At 59.7% G+C, this 17,717-nt stretch carries 8 protein-coding genes; 7 read left to right on the top strand and 1 reads right to left on the bottom strand.

Translation table 11 applies throughout. The features are described from left to right. Window positions 1-5 precede the first annotated feature (5 nt). Genes HBA99_RS17490 through HBA99_RS17475 form a run of 4 tightly spaced genes read left to right on the top strand, consistent with a single transcriptional unit; the run spans window position 6 to window position 6,097 of the window. Complete coding sequence (locus HBA99_RS17490; protein ID WP_198541575.1) at window positions 6-1,544, top strand: tryptophan halogenase family protein; 1,539 nt, start codon at window positions 6-8, stop codon at window positions 1,542-1,544. Further along, complete coding sequence (locus HBA99_RS17485; protein ID WP_109494403.1) at window positions 1,441-3,246, top strand: flavin monoamine oxidase family protein; 1,806 nt, start codon at window positions 1,441-1,443, stop codon at window positions 3,244-3,246. The genes HBA99_RS17490 and HBA99_RS17485 overlap by 104 nt, the downstream gene beginning before the upstream one ends. Continuing rightward, entirely contained in the window at window positions 3,243-4,877 is a 1,635-nt protein-coding gene (locus tag HBA99_RS17480; protein WP_070952188.1) for an FAD-dependent monooxygenase, read from the top strand. Before HBA99_RS17485 ends, HBA99_RS17480 begins: the two co-directional genes overlap by 4 nt. Beyond that, a complete protein-coding gene (locus HBA99_RS17475; RefSeq protein ID WP_070924805.1) occupies window positions 4,874-6,097 on the top strand; it encodes a cytochrome P450 in 1,224 nt (407 codons plus the stop codon). Before HBA99_RS17480 ends, HBA99_RS17475 begins: the two co-directional genes overlap by 4 nt. Here HBA99_RS17475 and HBA99_RS17470 read toward each other — a convergent pair. Then, on the bottom strand, window positions 6,094-7,740 hold the full coding sequence (locus tag HBA99_RS17470) for an FAD-dependent monooxygenase (RefSeq protein ID WP_081347698.1): 1,647 nt from the start codon (window positions 7,738-7,740) through the stop codon (window positions 6,094-6,096). The two genes, HBA99_RS17475 and HBA99_RS17470, sit on opposite strands and share 4 nt — an antisense overlap. Before the next feature lie 185 nt (window positions 7,741-7,925). Between HBA99_RS17470 and HBA99_RS17465 the strand changes: the two genes are divergently transcribed. The 3 genes from HBA99_RS17465 (at window position 7,926) to HBA99_RS17455 (ending at window position 17,683) form a co-directional block, all read left to right on the top strand. After that, complete coding sequence (locus tag HBA99_RS17465) at window positions 7,926-8,645, top strand: class I SAM-dependent methyltransferase (RefSeq protein WP_030097046.1); 720 nt, start codon at window positions 7,926-7,928, stop codon at window positions 8,643-8,645. Between the two features lie 225 nt (window positions 8,646-8,870). Then, window positions 8,871-11,921 carry a ferritin-like domain-containing protein gene (locus HBA99_RS17460; RefSeq protein WP_199252976.1) on the top strand — a complete coding sequence of 1,017 codons (3,051 nt, stop codon included), beginning with the start codon at window positions 8,871-8,873 and terminating at the stop codon, window positions 11,919-11,921. Continuing rightward, complete coding sequence (locus tag HBA99_RS17455) at window positions 11,921-17,683, top strand: non-ribosomal peptide synthetase (protein WP_070952190.1); 5,763 nt, start codon at window positions 11,921-11,923, stop codon at window positions 17,681-17,683. The genes HBA99_RS17460 and HBA99_RS17455 overlap by 1 nt, the downstream gene beginning before the upstream one ends. The last annotated feature ends 34 nt before the right edge of the window (window positions 17,684-17,717 follow it).

Here is a 17,717-nt window from a genome sequence, read left to right as displayed (position 1 = left end):
TGGTTGTGCTGGAAGAAGTTGTGATCGTTGGCGGTGGTACCGCAGGTTGGATGACTGCGTCGTACCTCAAGGTCGCATTCGGTGACAGGATCGCCGTGACAGTGGTGGAGTCGGCGCGGATAGGGGCAATCGGAGTCGGCGAAGCCACGTTTAGCACAATTCGACACTTCTTCGAGTATCTCGGATTGGAGGAACACGAGTGGATGCCATCATGTTGCGCCACATATAAACTGGGCATCCGTTTTCAGGACTGGCGCAAGCCGGGCCATCATTTCTATCACCCCTTCGAACGTCAGCGGGTGGTAGACGGATTCGGTCTCACCGACTGGTGGCTGGACAATCCGAGGTCTGACAGCTTCGATCGCGATTGCTTTTTGATAGGTACCTTGTGCGACAACGATAAGTCGCCACGCCGCCTCGATGGATCGTTGTTCATGGGCACCGACGGCGAGAACACCGCATATCGAACGACACTGTCCGAACAGGACACGCAGTTTCCGTACGCGTATCACTTTGATGCGTCGCTGCTGGCGGACTTCTTGCGAGACTTCGCGGTACGCCGTGGCACCCGCCACGTAGTCGACGACGTAGTGGATGTTCTGCAGGACGATCGTGGCTGGATTAGCCAGGTGCGTACTCGCGCGCATGGCAGCATCGGGGGTGACCTCTTCATCGATTGCACAGGATTTTCCGGCCTGCTACTGGGACGTGCAATGGGGGAGCCCTTTGAGTCGTATCAGGGGAGCCTCCTCAACGATCGGGCGGTAGCCTTGCGCGTCCCGACCGACCGGGACCGCGGGCACCTGCCTCCCTACACGACCGCGACAGCCCAAGACGCTGGATGGATTTGGAGCATCCCCCTGTTTGACCGAATCGGTACCGGCTATGTCTACGCCGAGGATTACTGCAGCCCCGAGGATGCGGAGCGTGCTCTGCGCGACTTCGTTGGTCCGGAAGCGGAAGGGTTGGAAGCCAGTCATATTCGGATGCGCATTGGGCGGAGCCGAAGAAGCTGGGTGGGGAACTGTGTGGCGATCGGATTGGCCAGCGGGTTCGTTGAACCGCTCGAATCAACCGGGATCTTCTTTATTCAGCACGGCATAGAGCAGCTGGTAAAGCACTTTCCTGACGCGAACTGGGAGGAGAGTCTGCGAGACTCCTACAACCGCGTGATCAACCGATGTATGGATGGTGTCCGCGAGTTCCTCGTGCTTCATTACTATCTGGCCGCGCGCGTGGATACTCAGTACTGGCGTGACTCAAAATCCGTCCAGCTCCCTGCTGCTCTCGCAGAACGGATCGAGCACTGGCGCAGCAAGTTACCCGACACCGGGTCTGTCTACCCCCACTATCACGGATTCGAGCCCTACTCATACGTATGCATGTTTGTCGGGCTTGGTGGAATCCCGGCACGGCCGTCGACGGTTGTGAGGTACCTAGATGCGACGCGCGCGCAGCGTGAGTTCGACCTGCTTGCGCAACAAGCGTCACGTCTGCGGCATTCATTGCCGACCCACCGCGAGTATCTCGCTCAGATGTACTGAACCGCAAGAACCGAAGCTCGTACTCGGCCTGCCAGATCGATTCACTACATACGTGTGGGTTCAAGGTTTCGCCACCGCTGGCTTTGCGGTCCAGCGCCACCGTGATGTCTGGGCAGACGAGTGGTGTGGAGGCCGCCCCTGCGGACGGAGGATGAGAAGTGGACAAGAAACGAAACCCGAGGAGTCTTCGCGGATGATACTGGCGCCGAATGAAACACATGGCACAAAGGGACCCCTGCGCTCAAGGTGCGTGACCGTTATCGGCGCTGGTGTCGCGGGACTCGTGGCGGCGTATGAGCTGGAACAGCGCGGACACCGTGTTGAGCTTCTCGAGGCGCGCCCGACCGTGGGCGGGCGTTTGCATACGCATAGTTTCTCGTTGGGCCGAAAGGGACCCATCGCAGAACTTGGTGCGATGCGGATCCCAGCCCGGCACTGTCGAACGATGAAGTTGATCGATCAGCTCGGGCTATCTGATCGAGTACGGCAATTCCGCACCCTGTTCTCTGACGATTCCAACTACCTCGCAACACCCGATGGTCACGCACGAGTACGCGATGCGTCGCCGGCACTGGTAGCCAAGTTCCTTGCGGATAGTGCTCTAAGGCAGCGTTATCCAGATGATGCGGTGCTATGCGCATCATGGCTGGCCGCGAGTGTCAATGCAATTGCGCCCGATAGGTTCCGCCATGGTCTTGGCGCGGATCTCAATGTCGAGCTGCTCGATCTACTGCGGCGCATCGATCTATCGCCGTTTATCGTCACGCGAAGTGGTATCCAACGTGTTGATCTCAACCGGTTCTTCGCCAACCATCCAAACTTCGCGTGTGGAACCAGACTCAGGCTCTTCTTCGCCGATGTCGTTACCGAGACATCATCGGCACTGTTTCGCCTGGAGGGCGGAATCGATCAGATCGCTGTCCGTCTGTCGGCGCGGTTGCGCGGTCCAATCCACCGGGGGAGCCGGGTTACCGGCCTGCATGTTGTGCGCGACGGGGTATTCATAGAGACGCATCGCGGACTGAACACCGAGTTGATCCGGCGCGATTGCGTGTTGTGTACGGTGCCCTTCTCTGTTCTGCGTGGAATCCGGTTGTCCGGCATGACCGCAGACAAGATGACAATCATCCGCGATATGCGTTACTGGGCAGCGACCAAGATAGCTCTGCATTGTCGTGAGGCGTTCTGGGAGCGCGATGGGATAAGCGGGGGAGGTTCCTTCACCGGCGGATTGGTACGCCAGACCTACTACCCACCGGTCGAGAGCGATCCTCGACTGGGTGCGACATTACTAGCCAGCTACACAATTGGCCCTGATGCAGACTTGCTGGCGCAGATTCCGATGGAGCAACGCCTTGCCATGGTCCGCGCGGAACTCTGCAAGATTCACCCGGAGCTCAGTCAACCAAGCATGGTGTGCGGCAAGGTGATGAGAGCGTGGGGTGACGATCCCCTGAGCATGGGTGCGGCTTCGGTCAGATGGGGCAAGGATTCAGATACAGCGGAGGAAGAACGGGTGCTGGCGGCAGCACCTCAGGGCGGTCTGTTCTTCGCCGGAGAACACTGCTCGTCCGTCCCGGCTTGGATCGAGGGGGCTGTGGAGTCGGGGTTGAATGCCGTCAGTCAGATAGACGCCTACATGCAGTCGACCGGCGTGGGCGCCATGGTTTGTGACGGAGGCCGTGAGGGCGGTGCGGCGTGACTGCGTCTTCAGAACGTTCTGTCGATGTATTGGTCGTCGGCGGTGGGCCCACAGGACTCGCCATGGGAATGGAACTACGATCGCGCGGTGTCGATTTCGTGATCGTTGAGTCTGGCGACGGTACGGTCACGCATCCGAAAGTGAGTGGCATTGGCCCGCGGTCGATGGAGCTGTTCCGCCGCTGGGGGGTTGCGGAGAAGATCCGCCAGTCTGGTTGGCCCGGTGATCATTCACTGGATTGCGCATGGGTCACAAAGATCGGTGGCCATGAGTTGCATCGAGTTCGTGGATTCACCATGGATACGCGACCAGACTACGACCACACACCAGAACCGGATGCGATCTGTCCGCAGCATTGGCTGGCGCCTTTGCTTTATGCCGAGCTCGGCATCGCCCCCGCGGGTCCCATCTTGACACGTACCCGACTCGATAGCTTCGACCAGGACGACGAAAGTGTGTGCGGCCGGGTCACAGACCTCGTGACGGGTGCGCAATCGGAAATCCATGCGCGATATATGGTCGCGTGTGACGGTACTTCTTCAGACGTCAGGCACGCATGCGGTATCGCGGCACCGGCGTTGCACCGGACAGAGACGTTCCGCAACATACTGTTCCGTGCGCCCAAGCTACGCACGCAGCTGGGGGATGCGGCGGCCGGTTTCTACTATCTGATGATCTCCTCCGCGCTGAGATTTCCCGTTCGGGCGCTTGATGGTCAAGAACTCTATCGATTGACCGTCGGGCTGCAGGGCGATCGGGAGGCGATGGATGATGCAGAAGACTTGGTACGGAGAGCAATTGCGTTCAGCACTCCGGTTGAGGTGTTGTCAGACAACGAGTGGCGGCTGGTCCATCGCGTCGCGGAGACATTCCATCACGGCAGAATCTTCTTGGTCGGCGATGCTGCGCACACATTGTCTCCATCAGGCGGTTTCGGCATGAACACCGGAATCTGTGGCGCCGCCGACCTCGGTTGGAAACTAGCCGCCACATTGGGTGGATGGGCCGGGCCCCACCTGCTTGATAGCTATACGGTTGAGCGTAGACCGGTAGCCCTCAGGGGGGTGGAGGAGGCCAATCGGAATCTCGTCCGGGCGATGAAACGCGAGGTTCCGGATGGACTCGGGGATGATTCGGCGCACGGTGAGTGGTTGCGCGCCCGGGTTCGGGATGAGCTTGCCGACAGCGGGTTGGCGCGTGAGTTTGATGCGCCCGATATCCATCTTGGTTTCAGATATGAGAACTCTCCATTGGTGATTCCCGACTCCGAGGTGTGCCCCGCGGTGCACGTTCCGTCGGGCACAGAGGACGTGCGGCCCAGCACGCGCCCCGGATCACGCGCACCGCACGCCTGGTTGGCGACAGGAGAATCGACACTGGATCTGTTTGGCAATGGATTTGTACTGCTGTGCTTTGCGGCCTCCGGCCGGATCCGACGGGTGGAAAGAGCGTTCGCAGACAAGGGCGTGCCGTTGAAGGTTATCGCTGAGAGGCAGCGTGATATCGCCGAACTGTATGCGCGGCGATTCGTACTTGTCAGACCAGACGGGCACGTCGCCTGGCGTGGTGAACGGCCCCCGGTAAACCCGGAGGAACTTGTCGAACGGGTGCGGGGCTCGTACTCGAGATGACTGAAACTACGAATTATGGCGCGCTGCCACCATTTTCATTGACCGGATGGACTTCCGCCGATATCGCGAACCCGTACCCAGTGTACCGCCGGTACCGTGAGGTATCGACGGTCCATCGCGGCACCGACGGGACACATTATCTGCTCGGCTACGATGAGGTGGCGAAGGCGCTCTCTAGCAAAAGTTTTGGACGCCGCGCAGCGACTGCGGGTCATTCGGGGACTGGCGGCTTGGTTCCGGCTGAGTGCGCGGCCCTGCGGAGTATGGTGGAGAGCTGGCTGGTGTTTCTCGACCCGCCCCGTCACACCGAGATAAGATCCGTGCTCGCTGGGCGTTTCTCTCCTGCGGTAGTCGCTGGGTTGCGGCAGCGCATTGCCGAAATCGCCGTCTCATTGCTTTCACGCTGCGCCCTGGAACCGGAATTCGATTTGGTGCAGGCGTTTTCGGCTCCACTCCCGATCCTGGTGATTTCGGAGCTACTGGGCGTGCCAGCATCAGACTGGAAGTGGTTACGAGACAGGGTGATGGCCATTCAGGCGATAAGCAGCAGCCGAAGGTTGACGAGTGGCGTTGAGGTGTTTCGGCTCGCGGACGCCGCGGCGGCAGAACTCAGTGAGTACTTTGTATCGCAGGCGAGGCAGCGGCGCAGAGCGCCCAGAGACGACTTGGTGTCGTTGATGGCGTCCGATAACGCTCTTTCCTCTAGTGAAATCGCCTCCAGTTGCGTACATCTCATGTCAGCAGGACACGAAACGACGACGAATATCCTGGGCAAGGCGGTACTGGCTCTTGGCGCAGATCGGCGGGTGCTGAGCCTGCTACGGGCATCACGGGGTGTGCCGATCTCTGCCGTCGAGGAGCTGGTTCGATTTGATAGCCCGGTTCAGTCGGTGACCCGCTGGGCGTATCGGGACGTGTGTTTGGCGGGGAGCGACATTGCCCGCGGTACTCGGGTGGTCGCAGTGCTGGGTGCGGCCAATCGTGATCCCGCACGTTTTCCTGAACCGGATGTCCTGCGCCTGGATCGCGGTGCGGGCTGCGGTGTTGGGTTTGGGCACGGAATTCACTACTGCCTCGGTGCAGCGCTCGCCCGCGCCGAAATTGAGATCGGCCTCGATCTGTTGCTTGGCGTAGTCGGTGAGTTCACTGTCACAAGGGTGGAGTACCCATGCGACATGGTCTTTCATGGCCCCTCGTCGCTTGTGCTCCGCCGCAGCTAGCGTTCGTCGCGATGTTGATCGGCGCGAAGCAGAACTTTGTCGAGATGCCCTAGCACGCGGGTGATCGTTTCCCAACTGAATGGATTGGCGATGGCGGCGATATGTCCGTCTGGACGCACCAGGACGAGTTTTGTGCTCTTGGTGGCCCGGTATGCGCGGCATACTTCGGTTTCGTTTCCGGTAAGTAGATGCGTGTTGACGTCGGCGGTATATCGAGCCGCCAAGAGTTTCCGCAGCTGGGCGGCTTGAAATGGATCGATAGTTCCGATCAAGAGAATGTGATAGTTCGGTGAGTGCGTAAGTGCCATGACATCGCGGGCTGAGCCTCGGGGATTGGAGAGGGTCGCATAGGGTGCCCGATCGCCGGCGTGAGGGCCCCGGCCGCTGGCGTCCGAGTGATCTATGGCGGTACTGGTTCGGTAAGCAATCCATAGCTGGGAGAACATGTCAAAGAACAACTTGCGCACGGGCGGCAGTCGGCAGGCTAGCCCGATAGCACGCGTTGCGACGTGCGTCCGCATCCACAAGGCCACGGGGCTGGTTGATGTCTCTAGCTTGAATCCGATGTCAGTGCGGGCAAGCACGGCGGCGGCGACCGGGCGACGTTCGTTTTCATACGTTTCCAGGAGCGAAGCCGGCGCCTCGCCGTTGACAACCTGTGCAAGCTTCCACCCGAGGTTCACCGCATCGCCGACTGCAAGATTGAGCCCTTGTCCTCCCGCAGGGTTGTGAATATGGGCGGCGTCGCCAACGAGAAAGGAGTGGCCGATTCGGAAACTTCTGCTGATGCGGCTGTGAAATCGAAACATCGCTGCCCACACGATCTTCTGCAACTTCGCATCGACCGAGAAGTAGGACTCAAACCAGTGCCGCAGGTCGCTATCGTCGAGGCTTGCGTAGGCGTCGTGTGACAGGTTGTCCGCTTCCGGCCCGCGATGAAAGTCTGGGGGCACTACACCGAAGAGCCGATAGCGCCCGCTCGCCAGCGGAAGCACCCCCACGAATCCGCCACGTGTGAGATTCAGTCGCATCTTTTGCATACCAAGGTTAACCGCCAAGTCGACGTCAGCCAGAAGTCCCTTCTGCGTATACGTTTCGCCGCCAAACTCCTGACCAGTAAGACGCCGGACTGTGCTGCTCGCTCCGTCCGCGCCGACGAGCCAACGAGTAGAAATAGTGTTAGCACCCATGGAGCCCACAATGTTCACGCGCACCCCGTCGGCCATTTCAGCGATATCCTCTACCGCACTGCGCCATGAGACATGTATGCCATGCCTGGCAAGTGCGGCGACCAGAACACGTTCGGTTACGAACTGTTCTAAGGAAAGTGCGTAGGGAAACCTGGTTCGAGCTGCCGTTCCGGTGCCTGCTAAGGGCAACTCGCCCACGTGCCTGCCGTTCTCGTGAATGGCTACATGAGTTATCGGTACCCCGCTGGCAACGGCATGATCGGCGACTCCGAGACGGTCGAAGTGCTCCAGTGTCCGGGCGTGCACGATGGTTGCGCGAGATTGCTGTACGGGCCCGGGCTTTCGATCGACAATCTGTACCCGCACTCCGTGCTGCGCGAGCAGCAGGGCGGTGCATAGCCCGCTCGGTCCCGCCCCCACGACGAGAACGTCACAATCGAAATCTGTTTCCATAGCTCGTTTCACCTGCTGAACCTGTTGTCTAGTAAGAGGATTCCTGCGGCACTTTTCAGTATTCCGATGCTTGGCCGGGGGCTCATCCTGCGTGTGAAGCGATACACACCACGCATACGCATAGTTTCTATTGCGATGGCACTCAGCTCAGTGCCGCCTGATGAAGCCGGAAGTACCTTCGCGGTATGACCGCTGGTAACCCCAAAGATTTGATTCCGGATGAGACCCCGTACTTCGATGATCTCGCCGAGATGTACGAGAGCTTCACGGCAGTAAGGGACGCACGTACCAGTCCGATTCGTACATGGCTGGTCGAACATCTCCCTGCAGGCAAGCGCGCACTCGACGTAGGCTGTGGCACAGGCAACAACTGCGTCATGCTGGCCGAACATTACGACGATGTGGTGGGCGTGGACGTCGCCCAGCGCATGCTCGATTTAGCGGCCGTCAAAGAGAGCCGAGTGCCTATCCGCTACGAATGCCGCAGCGCGCTCGAGCTGTCCCCAGATGTTGATGGCCGATTCGATCTAGTGATGTCGGTGAACACGGTGTTCCACATGGGGTCGGCGGCGACGGTGCTACCCCGACTGCGCGAACTCGTAGCGCCCGGTGGACGACTGTTGATTGTCGATGTCACACGTCCGGATAGCGACGCTGACACCGGTGCCGCGTACTCCTATGCCTTCGACAATGCCCGCATCGTCTATGAGGCGTCCGGAAGTGCAGAGCTGGCGGCTTCTGCCCTGCGCATGATGCTGCAACCGCGGTGGCTGGAAATGAGATCAGTGATTACCCCGCAAACCGTTTCGGAGTTTCTCCGTGACTACACCGCCGTACTACCGGGTGTACGCATCACTCATGACCTGATACCCACTCTGGTCGCAGCTGCCTGGGACGCTGACTGAGATCCGGAACGGAGTGCATTGACAATGAGCGTGCTCAACGTGCCGAGAGTGCATTTCGCAGGTGTCGCAGTGACACGCCTGCCGACCGGGCCGCGCAGCGGGCTGTTGGATCTCGCTACCAACCAACCACTCACTCTTGACGGTCCATTTCCACTCGAGCGCCCGGCGCGGGAATACGACGAGTTACTGGAAGCCGGCGGCAGCCGATTCGATCACTCGGGCGCGTTGAAGGCCGACGGTCCATTTCACACCCTGAAGGGATGGAATTTCGGTGGGAACGGGCATTTTTGGATCGACGCAAAAGTGGTTTCCTGCGAGCGGGTGTCAGGTGTGGTGGATACCGATGACGTTCTCGTCGGACGAGACGTGGACTTCTGGGGGCACTACTGCGAGTACACGGCGAGCACGGCCAATCGGGCAAGGGTCTTCGACGTAGATCCTTCGTCAAACTGGACCACAACACTGATGATTGGCCAGTTGGCCCTTGGTCGCCTTGGCCGCTCCCATGATGTCGGATATCTGCTGACCGGTGATGTCAATGGATACTGCCCTCCGCGTTGGCAGAACTCCCGTCACCTCGACCAGGCCGGTGGTCATCCACTTGTGCAGTGGTTGCGGCGCTCCACGTTGTTCCAGTTCGCGATAGGCCGCGACGAGGGTCTGCAATGGCTGGAGGGCGCTGGGGCCTCACCGGCCCTTGCTGCGTTGCGTGCATTGATCGATTCCGGTGCGGCAGATGGCATTGTGGTCCAGTTTGCGTTGACCGGAATGGAAGCTCCGGTCGCTCCCGACGCACCTGATCGGTGGGGGCTGCGCGGAACAATTGGACCTTGGCGTGCCACGGAGCTGCGGACCTACCCAGCGGGCCGACTACTTGCTCCGCGATCACAGGGCGCCGTCGGCGAGGATGTTTTGCTTCACATGGCGAGCGTTCGTGTGGAGGGCTCAGAGGTAACAATGAACCTGGTTACCGCGATTCCTGCCGTGCGACGACGTGCGCGAGAGGGCTACCCGCCAGTCACCCGTGTTGACGAATTGATCGATATGGGGGATTTCGAACTGCAGACAACCGCGGGGGAAGTCATCGCCGTGGTGCCGCGAAAAGCCTATCTCGACAGCAACTATCACCTGACCTCCGGAATTCTCACTGTTCCGAGGCTTGATAAAAGCCAGGAGAATCCGGATGCTGCTCTGCGATTCGTCGGCGCCGGCCGGGTATTGCTGGAAGAAGCCGAAACGGTGGTGCAGTCAGACGACGCGAGCTTGTTCCTCGAACATCCGAACTCGCGCACTGGCGAGGACTTCGCCGTTGATATTTCCGTGCGTTCGTATTTCAGAGGAGAGCCCGCTGCCGCCCAGGCGATAGGCGTCCGGCAATTCTTCAACCCACGGGCGCTGCCGCTGGATTCGGCGGCGCAAGCGCCTGGAGCACGTCCGGAAGATGTAATGATCGTCGCGCTACGTGGGTCAGGCACTGCCGGGTACACGACGAACGTCACCGTGGGCACAGATGCCCACGGTTTTGGAGTTGTCACGGTGAAAGGCATCCGTGCCGGCACCACGCGGGTACTGCTGCAGCCTGAAGGGGCGCCACTGCCTGGGTTGGAGAGTGCTTGCGGCGCATACGACAATGACGACCAACTGGGCTATTGGCCTACCGTGGGCAGTATTTCAATACGGGTGCTCCCAGATCGTTGGTACCTGGACGACTTGCATGACAGCGCCATTAGTTTTGACCTCTTGTACCGAGAGGTGTTCGCGTACTACGAGCTGCTGTACTCGTTCATGCGGACAGACGTATTGAGCCTCGCTGATGAGTTCAAGGTTGAGCCCTACGCCAGGCTCATCTGGCATGTCAGCGATCCGGCACATCGCGACCGAACCTACTTCATGCCGTCGACTCGCGATATAAGTACACCTCAAATCCGTTTGTTGCAAAGGTATTTCCTCGCGCGCGAGGCCAAGCGTCAGACTCCGCCTATCCCTACTGGGCGTCGTGTTCCCATCGAGCCGATCACTACACGTAACGAACTGCACGCCGCCCTGGATCAGGCGTTGTCGATTGAACTGGCGGTAATGATCCAGTACCTCTATGCGGCTTACTCGATTCCTACTCACGACGCTGCGAAACGCTATGTAGAAAAGGGAATTTGGACGGAAGTGCAGTCCGCTCTGGCGTGCGGCCGCGGGCCGGGGACGCTGGACAACGGATACCGGGGGCTCCTGATGAACGTGGCCAGGGAGGAGATGATTCACTTCCTCGCCATCAACAACATCCGGATGGCAGTGGGCTTGCCGTTCCAGGTACCACGGCTGGATTTCGGGCGTCTGAATGGCACGCTCTGGACTCCACTGGAATTGTCTCTCGAACCATTTGGGCTTACTGCAGTAGAGCGGTTCGTGGAACTGGAACGACCGCACGAGCTGGTACCTGGCTTGGTGGGTGATCGACCCACACCGCAAAGACCTTATCGATACGGCTCATTGAGTGAACTTTACGCTGCGATTCGGGCCGCGATTCAGCTAATGCCAGATGTCTTGGTGGCCAAGAAATATCAAGGAGGGGGAGGACACCACCTCTTCATGCGTGAGTCGGTCAATGCAATCCACCCGGATTACCAGTTGGAAGTCGACGATGTTGCCAGTGCGATATTCGCGATCGACTTCGTTACCGAACACGGAGAGGGCGGAAGGATCGCATTGCCCAACGCTGGTGAAGAGTCGCACTTCGAGACATTCCTCGGGATCTCTGCGTCGCTGGCCCAAGAACGCATGAATACGCCACTAGCAGAACGTATTCCATGGAATCCGGCATACCCGGTGCTGCGCAATCCGACACTGCATACTGTGGACGCCGCAAGGTGCCATGTCACCAATGCGCCCGCGCGGGTGGCGATGACAGCGTTCAACCGTTCCTACCAGTTGGCCGCGCAACTCATGGTGCAGCACTTTGGCTACTGTCCCGCGGGCAACTTGCGACGATCTCCCGTGATGAATTGGGCGTTAGACATAATGGTCACCGTGCTGCGCCCATTGGGCGAGCTGATTGTCACCTTGCCATCCGGGCTGGCGGGAAAGACCGCAGGGCCATCGTTCGAGCTGGAAAGTGATCCGCGGTACATTCCGCGCCCCGAAATCGCGATGGCATGCATGGCCCGTGAAGCAGATGAAATCGCCACGCTGGCTCGCGACTGTCCTGGATTGACTGTTGCCGTGCCGGACGTTCTGACCTTCCTCGGGGAACAGTTCCGCGTCTTTGCAAGGGACCAACACTGATGGATGCGCAACGTCTCAAGGGACTGGAACTCACTCGCGCACAATCCGAGCAGTGGATGGCGGTGGATCCTGCTGACGGATCCGCAGGCAACGTGGCTCACTGCGTAGAACTCACCGGCCCTGTCGATTTTCTATTACTCGCGCAGGCATGCAATTTCGAGCTTATGGCATCCGGTGCCGACGTGATCAGATTCTCTGAACACGAGGGCCGCCCATATCAATGGTTATCTCGAGGACTCAGCAGAGATCCGCTTTGGGTGGACCTTACCGAAGAGGCGGACCCGGTCGCTGCGGCGTATTCGTGGATGCGCCGTGATTACACCGAACCACGCCCTATGACGGGTAATCCGCTCACGCTCTGGGCGCTGATCAAGGTGGGGCCGGATCACTATTTTTGGTACGTGCGGTCCCATCATGCCGTGATAGACGGCTACGGCGGCCTCGCGATCACCGCCCGGATCGCCGACCACTACTCGGCGAGGATTCAGGGTGAAGAGCCAGCTCCCTATCGCGGCCTTTCGGTGTCAGAACTCATTACGCTGGAACAGGAATACACGAATTCTGAAGATTTCGGACAGGACCGTGCCTACTGGGCCGAGCGCACGGCCGAGCTAGAAATCGCAGTACATCATCACGAGGCAGAGACGCGCAGCACGCTGGAGCACCGTGCAGAGGCCGGGCTTAGCGCAGAACTAGGCGTGAGGCTGGATGCTGTTGCCGAGATGGCGGGCACAAGCATTGCCAGGGTCCTGACGGCTGCGCTCTGCGGATTCGAATCAGTGCTGTCAGGCCAGGACACGGGCACAGTGGCGCTTGCGGTTGCCGGCCGGCGGACCACGGCGCTGAAACTCTCCGGCGGGATGATCTCTAACGCGATACCGATCGCGCTCCACTGTGGGTACCCGGTCACCAGAGACGGTTTGATCAAAGCCGCCGCCTCCGCAGTGTCCAGCGGTCTGCGGCATGCGCGGTATCGGTTCGAGGACATAAGACGCGACGCCGGTGCCGTGGGATATGGGAGGAATGCATTCGGGCCCACGGTGAACATACTTTTGGCCGACAACATCGTGCGGTTGGGCGTGGCCATGGGCAAGTACGAGATTCTCACCTCGGGGAACACCGAGTACCTGCATTTCGACATCTACCGATCTGGGCCCGAGAATCTCCTACATATCAACCTTATTGGGAACGATGCCTTCTTCACCGCGACAGATATCGGGGAACGGCTAGATCGGTGTTTGAGATACCTGCGCGAGTTCTTGAGTGCCCCTGGCGACACCCCACTCGGCAAGATCAACACACTCGATGATGCGGAACGGCGCCGGGTACTTACCTGGGGCAACGGCGAGGAGCTCGCGCAGGATGCCGTTCTGCCCGAAGATTCCTCGCTCGGGGAGATCTTCCAAAGACGAGTGGCCACTCACGTAGATGAGGTGGTGATCCGCAGCGACGGTACTTCGTGGAGGTACCGAGAGTTCGCACGCCGCGTCAATAGGCTGGCTCGACAGTTGATCGAACTGGGTGTTGGGCCCGAGACCGTCGTGGCGGTTGCGATGGTGCGCTCGGTGGACATGTTGGTGAGTATGTACGCGGTGATTGTCGCAGGCGGCGCTTACCTTCCCATCGATCCGGCGTCGCCGGAACACCGCAATGCACATATCGCAGAGGCGGCCGCACCGCATCTTGTTCTCACCAGGAGTAGTGACCCTCATACCCGAGGGTTGCCGGCATCTGTCCCCGTCATCGCGGTCGACAGGATTGACCTGTCGGAGTTCTCCGATCGCCCCGTCGTCGATGCCGATCGAAGGTGCTCACTTCGGCCGGGTCACATTGCCTACATAATCTTCACCTCTGGTTCGACCGGAAGGCCCAAGGGAGTAATGGTCGATCATGCGGCCATCGTTGCCCATCTGAGATGGATGCAAGCGCGATACCACATGAGTTCCAGTGATGTGGTGTTGCACAAAACCCCTCCCACTTTTGATGTGTCGGTGTGGGAGATGTTGTGGCCAATTTTATTTGGAGCGCGAGTAGTGATTGCCGCTCCAGATGGGCATACCGATCATGCCTACTTGGAGGCTCTCATATGCACCGAGCAGGTAACGATTGCCCACTTCGTGCCTTCCGTGTTGGAGGTGTTCGCGGCCGAGGCTGAGCTATCGGCCTGTCAGAGCGTGCGGATGATCATCTCGTCGGGTGAAGTGCTGCCGGCTGATCTGGCCAGCCGCCTACGCGCGGCCGGCATCGAGATACATAACCTATATGGACCCACGGAAACAACCATTGATGTTACTTCGCACCAAGTTTCGGAGTTAGATACCGATACGGTATCGATAGGCGCACCCGTCGCGGGTACCCGGCTCTTCGTGCTGGATGGATGGCTGAGGCCGGTGCCGCCAGGAGTGCCGGGTGAATTGTATGTCGCCGGAATGCAGTTGGCGCGCGGCTACGTCAACTGCCCGGGATTGACTGCGCAGCGCTTCGTGGCCTGCCCCACCGCTGCGGGGGAGCGCATGTACCGCACCGGCGATGTGGTGCGGTGGGATGCATCAGGGAACCTAGAATATTTGGGACGCAAGGATTTTCAGCTGAAGTTACATGGAGTGCGCATTGAACCGGGTGAGATAGAAGCCGTCTTGACGGATCATCCTGCCATCGACCGTGCCGTGGTGATAGCGCATTCGGAGGGGCGAGCAAAAGATCACAGGCTGGTGGGATACGTCGTGGCGGCAGGCGACTTCGGCGTGGGGCACGAGCGCGACACAGTACATCGCTGGCGTGACGTCTACGACGAACTGTATGGCGACGGGGCGCGAGATCAGCCGTCCCGACGTGGCTTGGGGGCCGAAGACGACTTCACAGGCTGGAATAGCAGCTACACGGGAGCTCCGATTCCGTTGGATCAGATGCGTGAATGGCGTGACATGACAGTGAACCGCATTCGTGAACTCGGACCGCGACGAGTATTGGAGATCGGTGTTGGCTCGGGGCTGATTCTGTCGAAGATCGCACCCCTGTGTGAGGTCTACTGCGGTTCGGATCTCTCGCCCGTGACTGTGGCCCGCCTGGAGCGGTGGCTGGGTGATGTGAAGGAGGCTTGGGCTGGGCGTGTCCACCTTATCGCCGGTGGGGCAGACGAATTGAGTGACTACGCCACCGGACACTTTGACACCGTCGTACTTAACTCAGTCGTGCAGTACTTCCCCAGCGCGCACTACCTGCGGCGTGTTGTTGATCGGGCCCTGCGGGTACTCGCGCCAGGCGGTGCGCTGTTCATCGGTGATGTACGAAGTTTGAGATATCTGCGGGAACTCGAGACCGGGGTGGAATTGGCACGGGGAAGTGATGGCCATTCGGGCGATGTACGTCGGCGCGTGCTGAGGCGATTGTCGAATCAGCGTGAACTGTTGGTGGATCCGCACTTCTTCTCCGAGATCGCTCACGAGTTCCCCGGCGTTGTGCACGACATCCAGCTCAAGCGGGGCAGCTCGATCAACGAACTGACTCGTTACAGATATGACGTAGTCCTACATAAGATGCCCAAACCAACTGTCTCCGTGAAGAAGGCGGCGCACGTCGAGTACGTCGATATAGATGCCATCCGGTCGCTACTCCTGGGGCAAGGTATGGAATGTGTTCGAGTGCTGGCTGTTCCGCATCGGGGCTTGTTGACTGAAATCCGGGCGGTCGACGAGCTTGCGAAAAATATGAAAGACCTAGCGACACCACGGGATCGTGAGGGCAGCGCCGCTGATGGACTGCCTGAAGGACTGTTGCCAGAAGATCTCCACACGGCGGCGGCCGAGTGCGGCTACTCGTGTGCGGTCACATGGTCGGCGCGACGCGGCTACATGGAGGCCGTCTTCGTGCAGACGTCCGCGTTGAACGGCAGATGCATCGTCGATGCCTACGTCCCCGGTACTTCGAGCCGTTCTGCTAAACCAACGTCGAACAAGCCGATGGCTGGTGTCCTGGCCGAGGCCGTGCGTGAGTTCGCCGCGGCACGGCTGCCCGACTATATGGCGCCGTCGGTGATCGTGGTGCTCAGTGAGTGGCCGTTGACCGCGTCGGGAAAGCTGGATCGTGCTGGACTGCCCGCTCCGTCGATGGTGCAGGACAGGTACCGTGCTCCCACCTCCGAAGCAGAGCGGCTCTTAAGCGGCGTATTTGCTGAAGTGCTCGGAGCGGATCGGGTCGGCGTCGACGATGACTTCTTCGCGCTGGGAGGGGACAGCATTCTCTCGACGCAGATCGTGGCGCGGGCGCGCAGGATCCCCGTGGTGTTTACGTCACGCGATGTGCTCGAGAAGCGCACGGTAAGACGGTTGGTTCAGTTCATAACGAGTGGAGAAAAAACCCCTGCCCTGCAGGAAGTCTCCGGCGGAGACGTGGGTGAGATGGAATTGTCGCCTGCGGCCCAATGGTTGATGGAGTTGGGAGGCAATGGTTGCGGCCGCTTCCATCTCTCCACGCTGGTCAGATTGCCTAGAGGCATCGATCGGCGCGCGCTTGTGTCAGTGCTCACTGCGGTGATCGGACAACACGCCATGATGCGCGCTCGGTTGTGCCGCAAAGAAGTGGGATCCCAACAGGAATGGCGAATGGTTGCGGGTTCGGCGAGCTCGATAGACGTCGATGCGCTGCTGATCCGCGTCCAAGTCGAGAGTGGTCAAGGTATTCCGGAAGGCGTCTGGGAGGCGGCGGTAAGCGAGTTGAACCCATTCTTGGGCAACGTGGTCCGAGCGGTATGGCTTGACTGCGGACCTGACGGTGAGGGCAGCTTGTTGCTGGTGGCGCACCACCTGATTTTCGATGGCGTGTCTTCACGGATCGTGCTGGAGGACCTGGCGGCAGCGTGGGCGGATATCGAGGCGGGACGACCGCTCGCCCTATCGGCGGGCGGTACCTCGATGCGAACCTGGTTGCATGCCTTGCGTGCCGAGGCGAGTTCGGCGTCCCGGGTGGCGGAGCTTGCGATGTGGAAATCGATGCTTGAGGGGCCAGATCCGCTGCCGGGGATTCGGGCGCTTGATCCGGCGGTCGACACCACCTCGAAAATCCAGCGAGTGCAAACATTTATTGACGCTGAAACAACTTCGGCAATTCTTGGCCCCGGGCTGGCAGGGGAGGAGCCTCAGCTTGGCGATATTTTGATGGCTGCGTTGGCAGTCGCCGTGGCACGGTGGCAGGGCCGAAGAGGCGTGGTGCTGCCGTCGGTACTTTTGCGGCTGATAGGCCATGGTCGTCAGGAGCTTGCGGGGGCGGACCTATCGCGGACGGTGGGGTGGTTTAACTCGATATATCCACTACGGATTGACTTATCCGGCATTCATTTGGACGAAGATCCAGCAGGTAGTCGCGATATTGCCGCAGCGGTATTGGCCGTCGCCCAGCGCGTGCAAAGTATCCCGGATGGCGGTGTTGGGTATGGGCTACTTCGGTATCTGAACCGAGACACCGCACAGGAGTTGCCTGCTGAAATGCCAGGCCGGATTTGCTTTAACTATCTCGGTCAAATGCAGACCGACACAAAGGATGCCGGTGCATGGAAGCCAATCGTCGAGGGGCTGTATGAATCCATGCCAGACCCCGGGCTGCCCGCCGCCGCGGCCCTGGACATCACCGTGGTTGTGATCGACGGCCGGATGATTGGGGATTTCGGATTTCCCACGTTGTTGTTTGAGATGAGGGAGGTGCAGGAGCTGGCCGAATTGTGGGCTGACGTGCTGTCCAGTTTGGCCGTAACAGTGAGTAGTAGGTAACGAAGGGCACGAGCCCTTGTTCGATGAGTTGGCA

This window comes from Mycobacteroides chelonae, assembly GCF_016767715.1.
Taxonomy (GTDB): Bacteria; Actinomycetota; Actinomycetes; order Mycobacteriales; family Mycobacteriaceae; genus Mycobacterium; species Mycobacterium gwanakae.
Note: the sequence above shows the minus strand (reverse complement) of the source record. Positions and strands in the feature narration are given on the sequence as shown.